At 61.6% G+C, this 17,954-nt stretch carries 14 protein-coding genes; 8 read left to right on the forward strand and 6 right to left on the reverse strand.

Translation table 11 applies throughout. From position 1 onward, the window contains the following. Nucleotides 1-15 precede the first annotated feature (15 nt). On the forward strand, nt 16-306 hold the full coding sequence (locus FSB78_RS02040; RefSeq protein ID WP_147079545.1) for a hypothetical protein: 291 nt from the start codon (nt 16-18) through the stop codon (nt 304-306). Then, on the forward strand, nt 303-1,133 hold the full coding sequence (gene kdsA, locus FSB78_RS02045; RefSeq protein WP_147079547.1) for a 3-deoxy-8-phosphooctulonate synthase: 831 nt from the start codon (nt 303-305) through the stop codon (nt 1,131-1,133). Before FSB78_RS02040 ends, kdsA begins: the two co-directional genes overlap by 4 nt. 99 nt (nt 1,134-1,232) lie before the next feature. Here the strand turns inward: kdsA and FSB78_RS02050 are convergent, their stop codons facing one another. The 5 genes from FSB78_RS02050 to FSB78_RS02070 all read right to left on the reverse strand — a co-directional run bounded on the left by FSB78_RS02050 (nt 1,233) and on the right by FSB78_RS02070 (nt 6,100). After that, nucleotides 1,233-1,808 (reverse strand): histidine phosphatase family protein, encoded by a 576-nt coding sequence (locus FSB78_RS02050; protein WP_147079549.1) that lies wholly within the window; start codon nt 1,806-1,808, stop codon nt 1,233-1,235. Beyond that, nucleotides 1,808-2,602: a 3-deoxy-manno-octulosonate cytidylyltransferase gene (locus tag FSB78_RS02055; RefSeq protein ID WP_147079551.1), complete on the reverse strand. Its 795-nt coding sequence runs from the start codon at nt 2,600-2,602 to the stop codon at nt 1,808-1,810. Before FSB78_RS02055 ends, FSB78_RS02050 begins: the two co-directional genes overlap by 1 nt. An 8-nt stretch (nt 2,603-2,610) precedes the next feature. After that, nucleotides 2,611-3,612, reverse strand: coding sequence for a KpsF/GutQ family sugar-phosphate isomerase (locus FSB78_RS02060; RefSeq protein ID WP_147083955.1), 1,002 nt, complete (start codon nt 3,610-3,612; stop codon nt 2,611-2,613). Between the two features lie 317 nt (nt 3,613-3,929). Further along, the gene (locus tag FSB78_RS02065) at nt 3,930-5,144 is read right to left on the reverse strand and encodes a glycosyltransferase family 4 protein (RefSeq protein ID WP_242007934.1); all 1,215 of its coding nucleotides are present in this window, start codon (nt 5,142-5,144) and stop codon (nt 3,930-3,932) included. Next, entirely contained in the window at nt 5,141-6,100 is a 960-nt protein-coding gene (locus FSB78_RS02070; protein ID WP_242008394.1) for a capsular polysaccharide export protein, LipB/KpsS family, read from the reverse strand. Before FSB78_RS02070 ends, FSB78_RS02065 begins: the two co-directional genes overlap by 4 nt. Nucleotides 6,101-6,127: 27 nt before the next feature. Between FSB78_RS02070 and FSB78_RS19400 the strand changes: the two genes are divergently transcribed. Beyond that, nucleotides 6,128-6,409 (forward strand): hypothetical protein, encoded by a 282-nt coding sequence (locus tag FSB78_RS19400; RefSeq protein ID WP_242008446.1) that lies wholly within the window; start codon nt 6,128-6,130, stop codon nt 6,407-6,409. On the opposite strand, the gene FSB78_RS02075 is transcribed toward FSB78_RS19400, so the two are convergent. Next, nucleotides 6,390-7,535, reverse strand: coding sequence for a capsular polysaccharide export protein, LipB/KpsS family (locus tag FSB78_RS02075; RefSeq protein WP_147079555.1), 1,146 nt, complete (start codon nt 7,533-7,535; stop codon nt 6,390-6,392). The two genes, FSB78_RS19400 and FSB78_RS02075, sit on opposite strands and share 20 nt — an antisense overlap. Before the next feature lie 189 nt (nt 7,536-7,724). On the opposite strand from FSB78_RS02075, the gene FSB78_RS02080 reads away from it, so the two are divergent. The 5 genes from FSB78_RS02080 to FSB78_RS02100 all read left to right on the forward strand — a co-directional run bounded on the left by FSB78_RS02080 (nt 7,725) and on the right by FSB78_RS02100 (nt 17,695). After that, entirely contained in the window at nt 7,725-9,371 is a 1,647-nt protein-coding gene (locus FSB78_RS02080) for a glycosyltransferase family 2 protein (RefSeq protein ID WP_147079557.1), read from the forward strand. A 2-nt stretch (nt 9,372-9,373) separates the two neighbouring features. Beyond that, entirely contained in the window at nt 9,374-10,156 is a 783-nt protein-coding gene (locus tag FSB78_RS02085; protein WP_147079559.1) for a DUF5672 family protein, read from the forward strand. A gap of 45 nt (nt 10,157-10,201) precedes the next feature. Next, nucleotides 10,202-11,152: a phytanoyl-CoA dioxygenase family protein gene (locus tag FSB78_RS02090; RefSeq protein ID WP_147079561.1), complete on the forward strand. Its 951-nt coding sequence runs from the start codon at nt 10,202-10,204 to the stop codon at nt 11,150-11,152. A 356-nt stretch (nt 11,153-11,508) separates the two neighbouring features. Beyond that, nucleotides 11,509-12,951 carry a hypothetical protein gene (locus tag FSB78_RS02095; protein WP_147079564.1) on the forward strand — a complete coding sequence of 481 codons (1,443 nt, stop codon included), beginning with the start codon at nt 11,509-11,511 and terminating at the stop codon, nt 12,949-12,951. A gap of 265 nt (nt 12,952-13,216) precedes the next feature. Then, nucleotides 13,217-17,695: a glycosyltransferase gene (locus FSB78_RS02100; protein ID WP_158637950.1), complete on the forward strand. Its 4,479-nt coding sequence runs from the start codon at nt 13,217-13,219 to the stop codon at nt 17,693-17,695. Nucleotides 17,696-17,954: the final 259 nt, after the last annotated feature.

The raw sequence follows: 17,954 nt of genomic DNA on the forward strand, positions 1-17,954 counted from the left end.
GGCCTATCGAACCTGATGGCCGAGCGCGAGCGCGATTATTGCTACTTTCTGGACCACCGGAAATTCAATCGCAACATCGGCTGCAGGCTGCATGACAACGCCTATGGCATCAACGGCGGCGGCGGCGAGCGCGAGCGACGGGCGGCCGACATGGCGCTGTTCCGCCACATGCGGGCGCAGCGCGATCCGATGGCGGTCCTGACGCTGGTCGGCTGCACGCTCTATGGCTGGTTCTTCTTCAACTACACCGGGCGCTGGCTCTGGCGCGGACAGCTCGTCCGCCGTTTCTTAAAGGCGCAACAATGACGACCGATGCTAAAGGCATAACCGTGCGCGACGTGACCTTCGGCAACGCGCTGCCGTTCGTGTTCGTCGGCGGGCCGTGCCAGATCGAGAGCCGCGACCATGCGCTGATGATCGCGACCCGCCTTGCCGCCGATGCGCGCGCTGCCGGCGTCCCGTTCGTTTTCAAGGGCTCCTACGACAAGGCGAACCGCACCTCGATCGCCGGGCAGCGTGGGATCGGCATGGACGAGGGACTGCGCGTGCTCGAGGACGTCCGCGAGGCACTGGGCTGCCCGGTGCTGACCGACGTCCATGCGGTCGACCAGGTCTCCGCGGTGGCACAAGCGGTCGACATCATCCAGATCCCGGCGTTTCTCAGCCGCCAGACCGACCTGCTGCTCGCCGCCGGCGCCAGCGGCAAGGTCGTCAACGTCAAGAAGGGCCAGTTCCTGGCACCCTGGGATATGGCGGCGGTGGCAGCGAAGATCGCGTCGACCGGCAACGACCAGATCATCCTGTGCGACCGCGGCGCGAGCTTCGGGTACAACACGCTCGTCTCCGACATGCGCGCGCTGCCGATCATGGCGGCGACCGGCTACCCAGTGATGTACGATGCGACGCATTCGGTGCAGGCGCCCGGCGCGGGCGGCCAGTCGTCGGGTGGCGACCGGACGTTCGCGCCGCTGCTGGCACGCGCAGCGGTGGCCGTGGGTGTCGCGGCGGTGTTCGCGGAGGCGCATGACGACCCAGACAACGCGCCCTCGGACGGCCCGATCATGCTCCCGCTCGACTGGATCGCGCCGTTGCTGGCGAAGCTGGTCGCGATCGACGCCGTGGCGAAGGGGTAGGGCTGACCACCCGCGTCATCCCGGACGGGGTCCGGGGTCCAACGTGCCGCAAACCAGTACGTTGGGAGTATGCCGCACCACGTCCGGCGAGACCGAGGGTTACGGCCGCACATCCCAGGCGACGATCCGCGGCGGCGCGTCCGCGGAAATCGCCACCTCGCCGTACGATCCGGTCCGCAGCCGACCCGCACCCGGTGCCGCGAACCGCGCCGCACCGTTGCTCGTGACGACCAGAACCGTGCCGCCCATCTCTGCCGCGTCGCCGAACCACATTGCCCATGCGGCCCGCCGCTGCACCGCATCGACGCGCCAGTCGACGGGCGGCGTCGCATCCCGCTCCCACGCCGCGAGCGCCTCCGCCCCGACCCGCGCGCGCACTTCGTCTTCAGTGCGTCCCTCGTCGGGGCCGTGATCGATCTCGACCAGCCAGTCCGCCGCCGTGACCGGGCAGGGGGCGCCGTCCAGCACGAGTGCCGCGGTCAGCCGCGTGCGCAGCAACGGGCTCGTCAGGCATCGCTCGAACACCAGCCCGCGCGTCCGGAAATGCGCGCCCAGCGCGGTGGCCTGGGCGCGACCCGATGCGACCAGCGGCAGGTCGGTGCGCGCACCGATCCGCCGCGGCGGCTCGTCCGGCTCGAACGTGTTGCCATGCCGCGCGATGATGATCCGGCACATCACGTTCCGAACGGGTCGCCGTGCAACGCGATGAGGTCCTCGGCGCGCGTGATGTCGGCTTCGGTGTCGATCCCCGATATGTCGAACCGCGCAGGCTCGACCTCGACCGCGTCGATCGTCAGATGGAGGTCGAGCAACCGCAACTGCTCGAGACCTTCGAGCTGCTCGAGCTCGGTCGGCGCCGCCGCCTCGAATTGCTCCAGTGCCGGCAGGCGATAGCCGTAGAGCCCGACATGGCGCAGCACCGGCGACATCGGGGATGCCGCCCGCAGGCCGTCCTCACCCCGCATCGCCGGCAGGATCGCCTTGGAAAACCACAGCGCGCGCCCTGCGCCATCGCGAACGCAGGTCGTCCCGCTGAAGGGGGCAGCCTGCTTGTGCAGCCGTAGCGCATCCAGCGCCGCCCAACTCAACCGCACCACCGGCGTCGCAACGTCCGCACTTCCGTCCCGCAACGCCGCGATCACTGCGGGCAGCGCACCGACCGGCTGGAACGGCGCATCCCCCTGCAAGTTGACAACGATCGAGTCCTCGGCGGCGCCCAAACCAAGCGCCGCGGCGAGCGTACGGCCCGATCCCGACGTAATCGTCGGATCGGTCATCACCGCCTCGATGCCGGCCCGTGCGGCGTGATCGGCGATCCCTGCATCGTCTGTCGCCACGACGATGCGCGGATCGCCTGTCACTGAACGGCGCGCGAGATCGATCGTCCGGTGCAGAAGGCTCTGCCCCGCGATCAGCCGCAACGGCTTCCTCGGCAGCCGCGTCGAGGCCGCACGCGCCGGTATGACGATGAGGAGTTTCAGGCGATACCTGCGCGCAGCGTATCGTGCATGTGGATCACGCCTTCCAACCGCCCGGCCTGGGCGACGAACAGCATCATGACGCTCTTGCTCTGCATCCGACGCAACGCCTCCGACGCCAGTTCGCCTGGCGCGACCGTCAAGGGGTTGCGCGTCATAAGGTCGCCGACCCGCGCCTCCATGGTGTGCCCCCCGGTAATCGCCCGACGCAGGTCGCCGTCGGTAAACGCGCCGAGCAGCATGTTGCTCTCGTCGATCACTGCAGTACTACCATAGCGTGCGCGCGTCATTTCCGTCGTGGCGTCGAGCAGCGTCGCATCGGCGCCAACGTGCGGTATATCGTCGCCCGTCGCCATCAGGTCGTCGACCTTGAGCAACTGTGCACCGAGGCGTCCGTTCGGATGGAATTTGTAGAAGTCGTCGGCCGAAAAGCCGCGCAACTCGACCAGCGCAAGGGCGAGCGCATCGCCGAGTACAAGCTGGAGTGTCGTCGACGTCGTCGGCGTCAACGCGATGGGGCACGCCTCGCGAACCGCAGGAAGCGCGAGGCACAGGTCGGCTGCCGAACCAGCAACGCTGTCGGCATGCGAGGTAATCGTTGCGAGGGGGATGGCGAACCGCTTGCAGTACGCGATGATGGGTATCAGTTCCGCGCTGGCGCCCGACCGGGTGATCATGATGACCAGATCGTTTTCCGTGATCATGCCCAGGTCGCCGTGCCCGGCCTCGGCTGGATGCAGGTACATCGCGGGCGTGCCGGTCGACGTCAGCGTCGCCGTCACCTTGCGGGCGATGATGCCGCTCTTGCCCATGCCGGTGATGATCACGCGGCCTTTCAAGTCGAAGACCTGGTGCACCAGAGTGTCGAACACAGTGGAGAAGGCAGCGTCGTCGAAGCCCGATGCGAGTTCGGCAAGCCCGTCATGCGTGATGCGTAAGGTCCGCAACGCCGAGTCCGTAACCGCAGAGTAAGAACGCCGCCGGCTCGGTCCACTCAACATGGTCGCCACGTGGTATTCCCCTTACATAATCCCACCAGGCGCCAACACACAGACGGCCAGTTCCTTTGCGACTATCAACGTTCCGCCCGCTGGAATGCGGTTATGACGCCGTAGTTGAATCCTGCATGTACCGGCAGACCGGGATGATGGCAACAATACCCGGGGCGCACTCGTCTCAGGCGGCGGCGCATTGCATTGCGACGGGCCAACTCCCGACCGCATTCCGGGACCGCGGCGCGCGCAAATCCTTCGCGGTGGTGCCCGGTCCTGGACGATCACTCCTGCCGTTTCGTCCCGGCTGCGCGCCGCCACGCCCGTTAACGCGCCACTTCGCGAGCGAGCGCCAGGACCATCGAGATATGATCCTGCCACGACGGGGCTGTCCAGTCACGGATCCGCGCATGGGCCGCGTCGCGTCGCGTCGATTGCTTCGCCGCGTAGGCTTGGATAGCGTCGATCCAGCCCTTGCCGTCCAGGGGATCGAGGTACTCCGGCGCCGCGCCCCCGGCCTCGCGCAATGCGGGCAGATCGCTGCAGATAACGGGAGTCCCGACCATCAATGCTTCGGCAACAGGCATGCCGAAGCCCTCGGCAAAGGACGGCATCAGGAGGGCGCGGGCGCCGGTTAGCGCGGCGCTAACGTCGGCATCGGCCATGCCGTTGATCTCGTCGACGTGGGCGGCGACAGCCGGGCAACGTTCGAGCATGTCGACGATATTCTCGTTTTCCCAGCCACGTTTGCCAATGACCAGCAGCCGCGGAGGTGCGTTACCGGTATCGGCCAGACGGCGCCAGATATTGAGCAGCAGAAGATGATTTTTTCGGGGTTCGATCGTCCCGAGGCAAACGAAATACGGCTCGGCCGGCGGCACAAAGCGCGGCACCTGACGCAACGCCTCGTGGGTTCCCAGCGGCGCGACCCGTATCGCCGGCGCGTGCGCTTTCGGGATCAGCCTTTCCAGGCCGTCGGCTGTTGCTTGCGAGTTGGCGATTAGCCCATCGGCCAGTCGCGCCAGCGTAGACATACGCGTGCGATGGATCGCGGCGCCACCGGGGCGTGCATATTCCGGATGCTCGATCGGGATGAGGTCATGGACCAGCGCGACGAAGGCGCCGCCCTCGCGCGCGACGATGCGCGCCATCAACCGCGGTCGTTCGAGCGTGTCCGGCGAAGGCTGAATGAGTACCCGCCGCGCAAACGGACGCCTGCGCGGAACCGGCAGAGGAAACAGCGCGACCATCCACCAGAATGCGTCGATCTTGCGACTGATGCGCGGCCGCCGGTCCCCGATCGTCCAGCGTTCCTCGATGCGGTCGAGATAGCGCCTTACCCAGAACGACGAAAGTCGACCGTATCGCTTGATGAGCGGGTTCCACCCCGAAAAACACAGCGTGTCGGGCAACTGGTGCATCAACTCGCGCGCATAGGACAACTCGACCCGGTCGACGCCGCTCGGCTGATTGACCAAGACCCGCGACATCAGTCGAGACAGGCTGAGCACGGTTTCTTGCTCGACGTCGTCGCCTTTCACTCCGCTGCGGCCTTGAGCGTGATCGGGATGTTTGCGCCGGTCAGACGCGCGACCGATCCCTCGATCACCATCTCCACGCCCTGATCACTGCTCAGGCCGCCGGCGACCAAGCATCGATCGCGCAATACGCGGGTAAAAGCGTCCCACAGCACGGGATCGGGAATGGTCGGAGCTTGCCAGAAACTGTCGAGCGATCCCGAATGGACGAGACCCTCGATGCCGTACAGCGCCCTGCCCAGTACATAGGTCGGAACCCCGGCGCCGAGCGACAACGTGCCGACGGTGCTGTTGATCGTCACGACACCCAGCGCCCCCTCGATGATTTGCGCGATATCGCCACCCTCGAGATAGAGCACACGGTCGCCAACCCCGTTCGCTTCCGCTTGGCCGCGGAGGATACGCCGCCAGTCGATCACGCCAGTATCGAGCGGATGACGCTTTATCACGAGAATGCTGTCGGCCGGGCCCGCCCTGGCGAAGCTCTCGATCGTCGCGAATGCGGCGGACGACATGCCGGGATAATGCGAATGCACGCGCAGCTGATAGTCGGAGTTCAGTTGCAGCGGCAGCACAAAATGCCTGCCGCTGCCAATCGCCGCAAAACGCTTCAGCTGCTCCGCGATCCGCCGCGCGCGGCGCGGGCGGTCGAGATACTCCCGTAAATATGCCCAAGCCTCCGCGTAGGCCGGCTCGGTCCGGTGCGTGCGGTAGCCGGGAAAGCGCCAGCCGTTCAGATGCGACTTCAGATAATAGACGATCGTCGTGTGAACGCGTTTCGAAAAGTCGCTGGGCACGGGCGGCTGCTTTGTCGAGAGCGGCAGATCCTGCGCCTGTGCACGATACCAGTCGGGGTCCGTCGACAGCATCGAATGCCCGTTCACGCCTTCGAGTTCGAGCGTCATGAAATCGGGGCGGATATAGCCCTCCTCGTAGACCCACACGCGGATACCGCGCATTGATGCGACGATGTGCGCCGACCGGTGATGGGGCCGGCAATCGCCGTAAAGGACGATATCGGTGATGGCGCGCTGATTGACGAACCGGCCGAAGAATTCCGGCCACTCCACCAGCGTGCCGGTATAGTCGGTCGCTGCATCCTGCCAATCGTGTCGGTCGCCGCCATTCAGGTTGATCCGATGCACGGTATGACCCTCGGCGCGAAGTCGCGCGGCAAGCCGCCGGAAGAAGTCGCCATGCGGCCCTTGCAAGAATCCGAAGACCTGTCGTTCGACCATATTCAAAACTTTACGCTAGCCACAACCTGATACTCAATCGTGCAATCCGGCGATTGATCCGTCCCTGGAGCCGCCGAAAACGCATAGGCATCGTTACCACCGGGCGATAGTCCGCGGAAGCGAGGCGGTCGATAAGTTTCTCGGCCGTACACCGTTCGCCGGTCAGGGGATCCATGTAGCGAGGATAGAGGATCAAGGTGGCGGCGCCCAGTTCGGCCAGAGTGATCTTGCGTGTCCGCCGCGGAACCGGACCGGCGAGGTCCGCCGTCAGGCCCCATCCAGCATAGAAAGGGTGCCCGTGCGTTACCACCGCCTTGCCCCGCATCAGCGCTTCGAATCCGGCAAGCGATGTAAGGACATGCACCGCATCGACCTGCTCGATCAGCCCTGCCATCGTACCGTCCCGAACCACACTATCGGCATAGTGAAGCGCCTCGGCGTCGGAAATGCGTCCCTTGCGATGGCCTTGGTCGACATCGGGATGGGGGCGATACACCAGCATGGCGTCGGGCTCAGCCGCGCGCGCCCGGCGTAACAGGTCGAGATTTCCGGCGACTCCGCATCCCGACGTCAGGACGGAAAGGTCGTCTTCGACCTGTCCCACAACCAGAACTCGCCGGCGCGTATCGCGGGGAAGTGGGACCGAAGTCCGTCCGATCTCGTACTTCCCGATACCGTTATTGATCATGCGCGCCATCAGCGCTTCGGCGCGAGCAAGCGTCGCCGGCAGAAACCCGCCGGCTTCGATCATGACTTCGAGATCGCTTGGACGAGACGCATCGTAATAGATGCCGCGTTGATCGAGGACGATCGACGAAGGCGGGGTGCAGTCGCTGCCCAAGCCGACCGAGCGGATGAAGCCGTCCTCCAGGCGCCAGACCGCGATGCCGCGTCGCGCTGCACGGGCCTCGAAATCGGTGGGCACGCGCGACGGCCAGATCGCGACAGCGCCGCGAACCTGCTCTGCGGCATCAAGTGCACGCCGTGAATTCGCAAAGACGGATCGCGACGTCGGAGGCGTATCCCATAGCATGACGCTAATCTCGCGCGCCTTCCAGCGTGCGATCCCACCCGCAGCGGCGATAACGGCGTTATTCGGCCTGTCGCAATCCTGCGGGCTTGCGGATACTTCGGAGGCAGTTGCGCGGTTATCCATGGTCCACCGCTAATGGCGCGCCCATGCCTGGCCTTCAACCTAGATCGTACGCGTCGCATCGCGGCCCTGACCATGCCGTCGGATGAGTCGCTGGCTTGCGGTAAATGCATCATCAGGTCAGATGGGGAGCCGGGGGGGGGGCTTACGGCATGTTGTAATTGCGCCCGCATCCGCTATCGCCACGAGCCCATGCGATCGAACTTCATACAGGATTATGGCGGCAGGATAGTCACAGCCTGGCTCGCAGCCTATGTTCATGTCGATGCATTTCGGTTGGATCCGTGTGCCTATCTGACTGCCGCAAAATGGTGGATCAAGCGCAAGCGCGTGCGTGCCCGTGGGCAATTCGCGCCTCTTTTGGGCCAGTCGCCAAAAGCGTACAGGTTGTGGGCTTTACGCCAGGATCGAGCAGGAAGGACTACGCTCCTCCAGGTCGATCGACCCCCGATTCTCGCGCTGGTCGCTGCGGTCGGCGACGATCGCGAGTTGGCAATCACCCTTCGCAGCTTGACCGCGCAAGGTATCTCTGCCCACGTCATAGACTCCGGCTATACGCCCGGCGTTCGTTCCGGTCTCATCAACACGCTTGACGAGATCGACTGGGCCTCGGGCCCATGGCTGATGCCCGTCGTTGCTGGCGATAGGCTCGCATCCGGCGCGGCCGGCGCCTATCGGGCAGCGATCGCCGATCAGGGACTGGCTGAGGCACCGACCCGGATCGTTTACGCCGATGATGATTTGTCGAACCGGCGCAATCAGCGAAGTGCGCCACATTTCAAGCCGGACTGGAACAGCGAACTGTTCCGTCATTTCGATTATCTGACGGGCGCCTGCATCGTTCGCGCCCGGCGCCAGGATATTCAGGAACTGTCCGGAACGCAGGACTGGGCCCAGCAGCTTGTAATCCGGGCGGCGGGTAAGGGAGTGCCCTTTCATGTCCGCGAGGTCCTGCACCATCGCCGTGCGCGTATCGCTCCGTCAGTCGCGGCTGCGCCTATCGTTCTTCGCGGCGACCTGCCCCCCGTTACCGTCATTATACCGATCCGCAACCGCGTCGACCTATTGCGAACCTGCCTCGACGGGGTAGCGGCTACTAAGTATCCCGATATCGAAGTGATCGTGGTGGACAATGACAGTGACGATCCGCAGACGCTGTCCTATCTGGCCGCGCTAGATCCCGCGCGTCATCGGGTGGTACGTCATCCCGGCCCGTTCAATTATTCGGCGATGAACAACCGGGCGGTTGCAGGCGCGCACGGGCAACTGATCTGCCTGCTCAACAACGACGTCGAGGTCCTGGAGCCCGACTGGCTAGCGATGATGGCGGTGCAGGCAATGCGCAAAGACGTCGGAGCGGTCGGCGCCCGGCTGTTATATCCCGACGGCCGCATTCAGCATGCTGGCGTCGTAATTGGGGTAGGCAATGCGGCGGGCCACGCGCACCGCTTTGTCCATCCCGACGAAGAGGGGTATTTTCGCCGCCATGCCTTGGCGCAATTCACGACTGCCGTAACGGGGGCTTGCCTCCTCGTGCAACGAGAGCGGTTCGAGGCGGTCGGCGGGCTGGACGAGCACAATTTCGCGGTCGCCTTCAACGATGTCGACCTGTGTCTGCGATTGAACCAGCGCGGCTGGCAATCGCTGTACGAACCACGCGCGACGCTGATTCATCATGAATCGGTATCGCGCGGGTTTGATCGCGATGTTGCCGGCGCCGCGCGGTTCGCGGGGGAGTTGGCGGCGCTTCAGCGCATCTGGAAGACGGACGAGATCATCGATCCCTGGCATCATCCGCATCTCAGCCGCGCTGCCGAACGCTTCACGGTGATGATTTAACCATGTCCGCATCCCGGCTTTCCCTGCCGCAGGTCACATTGTGCGCGGCGTCCTCGGTCAACGTCGCCGCCACGATCCGCGCGTTGGAGTACAGTCTGGCGCAGGTCGAGTTCGGTGTGTGCCTGTTGTTCACCGATGCAGCGATCACGCCCGGGCGGGAGGAGATCACCGTGGTGCCGATCGCGCCGATCACGTCCGCGGCAGCATATTCAGAGTTCCTGCTGTCGCGCATGATCGATCATATCGAAACCTCGCATTGCATGATCGCACAGTGGGATGGGCATGTCCTGAACGCAAAGGCGTGGCGTCCGGACTTTCTCGACTACGACTATATCGGCGCCAGCTGGCCCCAGTTCACTGACGGTTACGACGTCGGCAATGGCGGCTTCTCGTTGCGGAGCCGCGCAATGATGGAAAACTGTAGGCATCCCGATTTCCAGACTTTCCATCCCGAGGACATCGCAATCGGGCGCCGCAATCGGGGCTGGCTGGAGAGCAGGGGCATGCGCTTTCCGTCCCGTGCGCTGGCCGATCGCTTTTCCGCCGAGCGCGCGGGCGACCCGAGCACCAGCTTCGGCTATCACGGCGTTTGGCAGATGATCCACACGATTGGGGTAGACGCGTTCTGGGATGTCTATCGTGACCTGGACGACCGCAGTACCGTGAGGCATGACTTCGCAACGATCCTGAAGCAGATAAGGCGGGAAAAGGGCGGCGATGGCCGTACCATACGCCTGATCGCGGACCGCGTCCGCTATGCCGTATCGACCCGTCTCAAACGATGATATGCATCAAACTACAGTGAATACAGTGAATAAGGACCACAGGCATTGACGAACCTCCTTCCCGGTCTGCCACTGGTTGAGTCTCCGTTGTTTTCCGCCGTTGCGGAGGCGCAGGGCTTCACGGACGAGGAACGGCGGGTCGCGACCGGCCTGCATGAGAAGGGCTACGCCGTCCTGGACTTTCCCGACGCCGATATCGACGCCCGGATCGCACGGATCAAACGCGATCTCGCGCCGCATTACGGTATGGACCTAACCGACCCCGACAGCGACAAGACGATCGGCGAACGCCGGGTCCAGGATGCCTGGAAGACGAACGAGGACGTCCGCGCGATCGCGGCGAACGAGGCGATCCTCGATCTTCTGGGCAAGCTGTACGGGCGTACGGCGTTTCCTTTTCAGACCCTGAATTTTCCAGTCGGCACGCAACAGGAAGCGCATTCGGATTCCGTGCATTTTTCCAGCTTGCCCGAGCGGTTCATGTGTGGGGTCTGGCTAGCGATGGAGGATGTGGGGCCCGATTCGGGGCCGCTCTTCTACTATCCGGGGTCGCATCGCTGGCCGATCATGACCAACGCGCTGATCGGACGACGCGGCTTCGGCAGCGACCTGGCATCGGCACAAGACCCGTACGGCCCGGCATGGCGCGCTTTGCGCGATGCGCACGGCGCGCAGGAAGAAGTGTTCCTGGCACGCAAGGGGCAGGCGCTGATTTGGTCTGCCAACTTGCTGCACGGCGGCAGCCGTCAGAACGATCCGCGCCTGACCCGCTGGTCGCAGGTGACGCATTATTACTTCGATGACTGCATCTATTATACGCCGGCCTTCTCGGACGAAACACTGGGAAACCTAGCGATGCGGACGATCAGCGCGATCAGCGACGGAAAACCACGGCCGAACCGCTATCTCGGGGAAGAAATAACGAAAGTGGAAGCCGCGAATAGGCCTGGGGGGCGTCCTTCTTGGCGGCGTTGTCTTAAACAGGCGTTCCGTTGAGTCGTCATAGCCAGAACGGGAACTGTGCACAGTACGGGTTCGGCAAAAGTGACGTGGCGCGCGGTGATAACCATTCAGATCGACATGGGTCGGATGAGCCGCGGATATCGTCGCCGACGACCTGGGCATACGTCTCGCCAGAACCAGGTCTGAGGGAACGATCGGTTTACGCCACGTCTTTTACGATTGTCGGTCAACGGCAATGACGTTTTGTGCATGTCAAGTTTTTGATATAAATGACCTACACGCAATCGAGTAATTACAGATAATCCAGAGTGCTGAATAAGCGTTTTCTATCAAAAGCGATTTTTAGTGCGATTCTGCAGTAACTGCCTGGCCAGAACGAGATAGATAAGATGCTTAAGAGTTTCAGTATTGATACGGAGTATGAAAGCTACCTTGTGGTCGATATGCTGCCAGGCGCATCAGATCTGATTGAGCAGGAGTTGGGGGGTCTTGAGTTCCTTAAGCAAACTTTAGATGGTGTGTCGACCAATAATATCTGGGTGAATTCCAACCTGCGGGGGTATGCTCATAGCATTTTGAGCCAAGGTTCGTTCGCTCTAGTTGATCCGAAAAGCGGTCATAGATACCCTTTGAGTGCGACCTATACATTCGAAGATTTGCAGACGATATTCTTCTTTTTTACAGATAATTCTCCTGTTGGATTGGTTGCCAGTGATTTAGCCGCGGGCTTCCCGTTGTCGACAATAATTCTGTTTGAACGGAAGATAATCATTCATTTGACGGACAGTTTTTGGAGACTGGGCTCAAGTCATTTTGCCACCATGGCTAATAGAGGCGATCAGGTTGTTCATGAATGCGCTCCAGATCACGGCGTATGCCTAGTTGCGGGGGATCAGAATTTTGCCCATCACGCGTGGAACGAATTGAGTTCACTTCAGGAAATTGCGGATCAGGGTTTCGACCGAACAGCGTCACTCGCTGTAGCACATGAACCGCTTGGTCCGGTAAATGACATACTTGGTTCACACTTCAAGGTTATTCACAAGTTTCCAAAAGCGCGTATCCCGGAGATCAATCGCTCGGGGAAAATTACCTTCTGTTCGGCAGGTACGGTCATCGATAGCAATCTTGTAGAAAAGATTGTCGGCTTTGCGGAAAAGAATCTTAGCGCATTCGCGCTGGAAGTTCGAGACAAGGTGGCTTCGCGTCCGGGTAGCAGTTTGTGGGTCAGTGTCCGTACAAGAAACAGGACACTGAGTGAACAAGTCGAAGTAATGGCGACTTTGATAAAGGACTATTTGCGGGATCGGACCGACAGGATGGTGATCATCGATGGGCATTCCTTGCCTTTCGATCAAGACACGGACGCACCGTACAATCAAGAGTTGAACGTGGAGATAGCCCGCCACGATGCTCTCGTAGCCGATCAGATCGTAGCTGCCGTAAAGCAGGACATACCTGATGCGGAGATTGTCCGCTTCGTTGGTCGAAAGATCCACGAGAGTATCGCGGTCGGGCTGCATGCCGGGTTCTATTTCTGTCATCATGGAACCGTGCAGCACAAGCTGGGGTGGTTCTCGGGCGTAAGTGGACTTGTTCATTGCAACCGCGACATCCTCGAAAATCAGCCGGCGAATTGGGTCAAGCAGCAGTCGCGCGTTGCCAGTCTGCCGGTCTACCTTCCCGCCGATCTGATCGGTGAGGCCAGCGAGAATCAGGAACTCGGTGCGTTGCAGCAGCACTTGCGCCACAACGATTACAAGATCCTGGATGTGCACCGGGCGTCTCGCATAATTGCGGAATTCGCGGACACGGTTGAGCGCTCTGTGTAGGCCGGTTTGTTCGGCAGGCTGCGTACGCGGTTCACGCAGCGGGCCGGACTTCTCCAGTGATCGTTATCGAAGTCATCGTTCGCGCGTGACATCGCCCTGGGGTTCGATCTCACGCCCAAGGCCGGAAACTGGCCCAGGCTCATGCGGTTATGTCGCCGCCTTTGAACTCGGTTCCACGATCTGGCAGACGATCTGGTAACCGGTTGTCTCAATGCGCCTCAAAAGCGGCTATTTCGTAAGGATATTATCTTGCAAAAAATTCGCTATGACTGATACGAATTTGAGGAACGCGTCGCATATCAATTTGATTGGCAAGTCCGATATCGATGCAGGCAGCGCTTGGGCCACGAAGATAAAACAGGGTTGGGTAAGTATGGTTCAAGAGCCGGAAACGTTCGACCCGAGTTTGAAGGCGCTTTGCGGGAGGTACGAGTACGCGCATTGCTATGCGTTGTTTCAGCAATATGTCGGTGGCAGGCATGTTCTCGATCTTTCGAGTGGTGCAGGTGCTGGAGCACTGATGCTGGCGGGGCAGGCCGCGTCTGTAACCTGTCTTGGTACTGATCGAGCCGCGACCGCTGACGCCAGAAAGCGGTATCCGGCGAACAACCTGAGTTTCGTGACGGGGGACTGCCATGACATGCCGTTCGATGACGATCGTTTCGACGTCGTCGTCTGCGACAAGACACTGGGATATCTGCAGCAAAATCGGGATCTGATTGGCGAGGTAAAGCGTGTTCTGAAAGCCGACGGAATGCTCGTCTTTTCGACATCGAGCATGGGGAAATCGGATGCCGGCGAACTCAGCCATATGCTGGGCGACCATTTCGACAATGTCCGGGCGACCGGCGTGCGGATGGCGACGGTGTCGGTGGGGTTCCGGGTGGACCGCTCGGACGCACAGGCGAATCTGCCGAGCGCGCTCACCTACACGGGCAGCCTGAAAGGCGATGGCGCACTCGAGGTGACCGCGGACGAGATCCGGCTCGATCGCCCGGACCATGTCATCGTCTTCTGTTCCGATTCCGAACTCCCGTTAGAGACGGGGGCGGCGAGCCTGTTCGTATCCCGGGACGACGATCTGTGGATCAAGCAAGCGCAGCTGCTGAAGTCCCTGTCCGGGGTTCACGAGGAACTCCACGCGGCTCAGGCCGATCTCGAAAAAAGCCGCCAGGACGGCCGCATGCTCGATCGGCAAAATCCCCAGGCGGCGCAAAGGGGCGCATCGCTGGCAACGATTTCGCGGCTCCTGTCGAGGATGGCGGGCGAATCGGTCAGCGACGATTCCGATACCATCGTCGAGCATCTTTTCGCCCTGAACGAGACGATGGTGGTCCAGCGCGGCAGGCTCGAAGCGGCGAACGCGCTCGACTCGCAACTTGCGATGATCACGGGCGAGATGACGGACTTGAAGGCGCAACTGGCCGACGCCAGCGCCAAAGTCGAAAGCGCCGAATCACTTCTCGACAGCGAACGCAGCGCGTCGGCAACCATCGAGGAGACTGTCGCTGCACTCCAAGAGCAGCTGGCGGATACCGTTGCGCTGGTGAACGTCGAACGCAGCCGCGCCGACGCCTTGCAGGATCGCCTGAACGACGGCGCCGCGTTGTTGGATCGCGAACGCGAGGACGCAGCAAGGCTCAGGACACAACTCGACGAGCAACGCGCCGCCCGCACACCCGCTGCGCCCGACGATCAGCTCCGGTCAGATTTCCAGGCGCTGAAAAGGAAATACGAAGCGCTGCTGTCGCATGGCGGTGCGAACGCCGTCGCGGCGCCTCGCGCAACCGCCCCGTCCGCTTCGGCTGCAAACACTCGGCAGGCTGCTGGTACTCGGCGCGAACTGGAGCGTTTCGTCAAGCTCCACGGCAACGTCCAACGCCAGATCGGGTCCGCGTCGCAAGGCGTGCAGGCGCATCTTGCCCCCCGCCAGACGCGAACGGTGCAGCGATCGCTGCTGAAGCGGTGGGCGAGGAAATTTGATCGGGATGCGGCGCCGTTCCGGACGATCGTGTTCAATTCGCAGTGGCTGGCATCGCAATCCCCGGCGGCGAGTGACATCGGACTGGGTCGCTATCTGCGCGATTCAAGCCTATGGATGCTCGATCCCCATCCGCTGTTTTCCTCGACCAACTATGTCGCGAAAAATCCCGATGTCGGCAGCGAAGGCATTTGCCCGCTGCTGCATTATCTGGACTATGGCTGGCGCGAAGGCCGAAATCCGCATCCCTATTTCCTGAACGACTGGTATCTCGGCCAGGATACGGATCTCGCCGCCACGCTGACGGTCAGCCCGCTCGAACATTATCTGGACCGTGGCTGGCGCGAAGGTCGCGCGCCGAACCCCTTGTTCAACCCGCAGGCCTATCTTGAGCGCTATCCCGATGTCGGGGAGGCCGGGATCGAGCCACTGACCCATTATCTGATGTATGGACTAAACGAGAAGCGCGAGATCCCCGTGCCTGCGATCAATCCGGCATGGGAGTCCCTGCTGCCGGGCGACGATCGCAAGCTTGGTCTTCTCGATTTCATATTAGAGCGTCCGCCTCTCGCGCTGCCCGAGGATTCGGTCGTGGTCGGCCCGACCGTGGTCATGCCGAGCTGGCCCCCAGAGAGGCTGAACGATTTCTGGCTCCCGCAGAAGTTGCGCGATTTCATCATTGAGGGTGGCAACGGCAGCGAGATCGACCTCTACACGTATCTGTGTTCGGTGATGGAGGCGTTCAGGGATACGCCCGAGACGTTCGCGCAATCGGATCCGTGCCGGATCATTTCCGAACGCATCAGGGCGTTGTCGTCGGCGCGTTTTGCCCAGATGCCAAATCGACCTGATGCGTCGATCATCATTCCGGTCTACAACAACGTCATCGACACGTTGCTGTGCATCAGTTCTGTGCTTGAGGATGGGACGTCACGGTCCTACGAGATCATCGTCGCCGATGACGGATCGAACGATGCGACACCCCAGATCATCGCCAATCTGGGCGGCGTCGTAAGGTATCTGCGTCAGCCACGCAATTATGGCTTCCTGGGCAACTGCAACGAGGCGGCGAAGCAGGCAAGTGGGCACCATATCGTTCTGTTGAACAACGATACGCTCGTCATGCCCATTTGGCTCGACGCGTTGCTGGACACGTTCGATCAGCACGAGAATGTTGGCCTTTCCGGGTCAAAGCTGATCAGCTGGGACGGCACGTTGCAGGAAGCCGGCGGTATCTACTGGAACGACGGATCGGCATGGAATTTCGGTCGTGGCGCCGACGCTCACGCCGCCGAATTCAACTATTTGAAGGATGTTGATTACATCTCGGGTGCGGCGATCGCTCTACCTACGGCGATCTGGCGTGCGATGTGCGGTTTCGACGAGATCTATGCGCCTGCCTATTGCGAGGATGCCGATATTGCGTTCCGTTTGCGGGAAGCGGGCTATCGAACCCTATTGAACCCAGCGTCGGAAGTGTTGCATCACGAGGGCCGTAGCCACGGGCGAGACGTTAACTCCGGGATCAAGGCGTATCAGGTCAAAAATCAGGAGACTTTCCTGGAGCGTTGGCGCTCGGTATTGGAACGCGACCATTACCCCAATGCGCAGAACGTCATGCGCGCCCGCGATAGGTCGTACTTCAAGAAACATGTCCTAGTGATCGACCATTACATTCCGCAGTGGGACCAGGACGCCGGGTCCCGTTCGACGTTCATGTGCATAAAGGCGCTGTTGAACCTGGGTTATGCCGTCACCTTCTGGCCCGACAATCTGTGGCGCGACCCGCAATATACGCCGCGGCTCCAGCAGATGGGTGTCGAGGTGATATACGGCGGACAGCATCAGGGCGGATTTGCGGACTTCATGCGATCACGCCTTGGTCTTTACGATGCCGTCTTTGCGAATCGCCCTCATATCGCAGTGAATTATCTCGACATTGTTCGCAAGAACAGCGCGGCGACGATCATCTATTATGGCCATGACCTCCACTTCAAGCGCATGATGAACGCGCAGTCGGTTGGCGAGCCGGTGGACGATTTGAGCATTGCCACTATGCGGGACCGGGAGTTGACGGTCTGTGCGCAAGCGGACGTAGTGCTCTATCCCGACCAGCTCGAGGTGGATATCGTAAAGGATGAGTTGGGCGGCGACCGCGTCTACACTGCACTACCCGTCTATGCCTTCGATACGGACAAGTTCGAGGAAGGCGCACGTGCGCTCCCCATGATCGTCCGTAACAATCGCTTGCGCCTACTATTCGTCGGTGGATTTAATCATACCCCTAACCAGGATGGGATATTGTGGTTCGTCCGGGATGTCTTCCCGATCATCCAGAAGACGTTCGGCGGTGTGCATTTGACGATCGTGGGTTCCAAGGCGACCGAGGCTGTACTGGCACTGGCCGGGGGGGGGATCGAGATCGCGGGTTTCGTGTCCGATGATCGTTTGGCGGAACTGTACGCGGAAGCGTCGTTGGTCATCGCCCCCCTGCGATACGGCGGCGGCGTCAAGGGCAAGGTCATCGAAGCCATGGCCACCGGCGTTCCGCTGGTCACCACCCCGACCGGCGCACAAGGATTGAAGGATCCGGAAAGCCTGATGTTGGTCGCTTCGGCGGCGGATGAATTCGCGCAAGCGGTCGTCCAGGCGTTGACCGACCGAGTGGAGGCAACCCATCGCGCCCGTCGGGCGCTGGAGTATGTCCGGTCACATTATTCGATGGATACCCTCCGGACGATGTTCCACGAGTTGATAGGTTGAGGCCCGGCCATCGCGGGCTGAAAACAGATCAACTGCGCTGGAGTACTCCCCGGCCTTGCATCTGACGTTCGTCCGGCAGGCGCGGCCGCAAGTGCCGACGGCAGGCATCCGATCGCGCATATACGGCCGACGGGATTGAAAAAGATGATTGCAACTCGGGCGCCTATGCGCCGGGTAGCGAACGATGGATGTCCAGTCCATCGCCGCTATCTCCAGTTTGGCGGCAGGCATCCGACCTTGGCGGTTATCCGCCGGCTCT

The sequence above is a fragment of the Sphingomonas ginsenosidivorax genome (genome assembly GCF_007995065.1).
Lineage (GTDB): Bacteria > Pseudomonadota > Alphaproteobacteria > Sphingomonadales > Sphingomonadaceae > Sphingomonas > Sphingomonas ginsenosidivorax.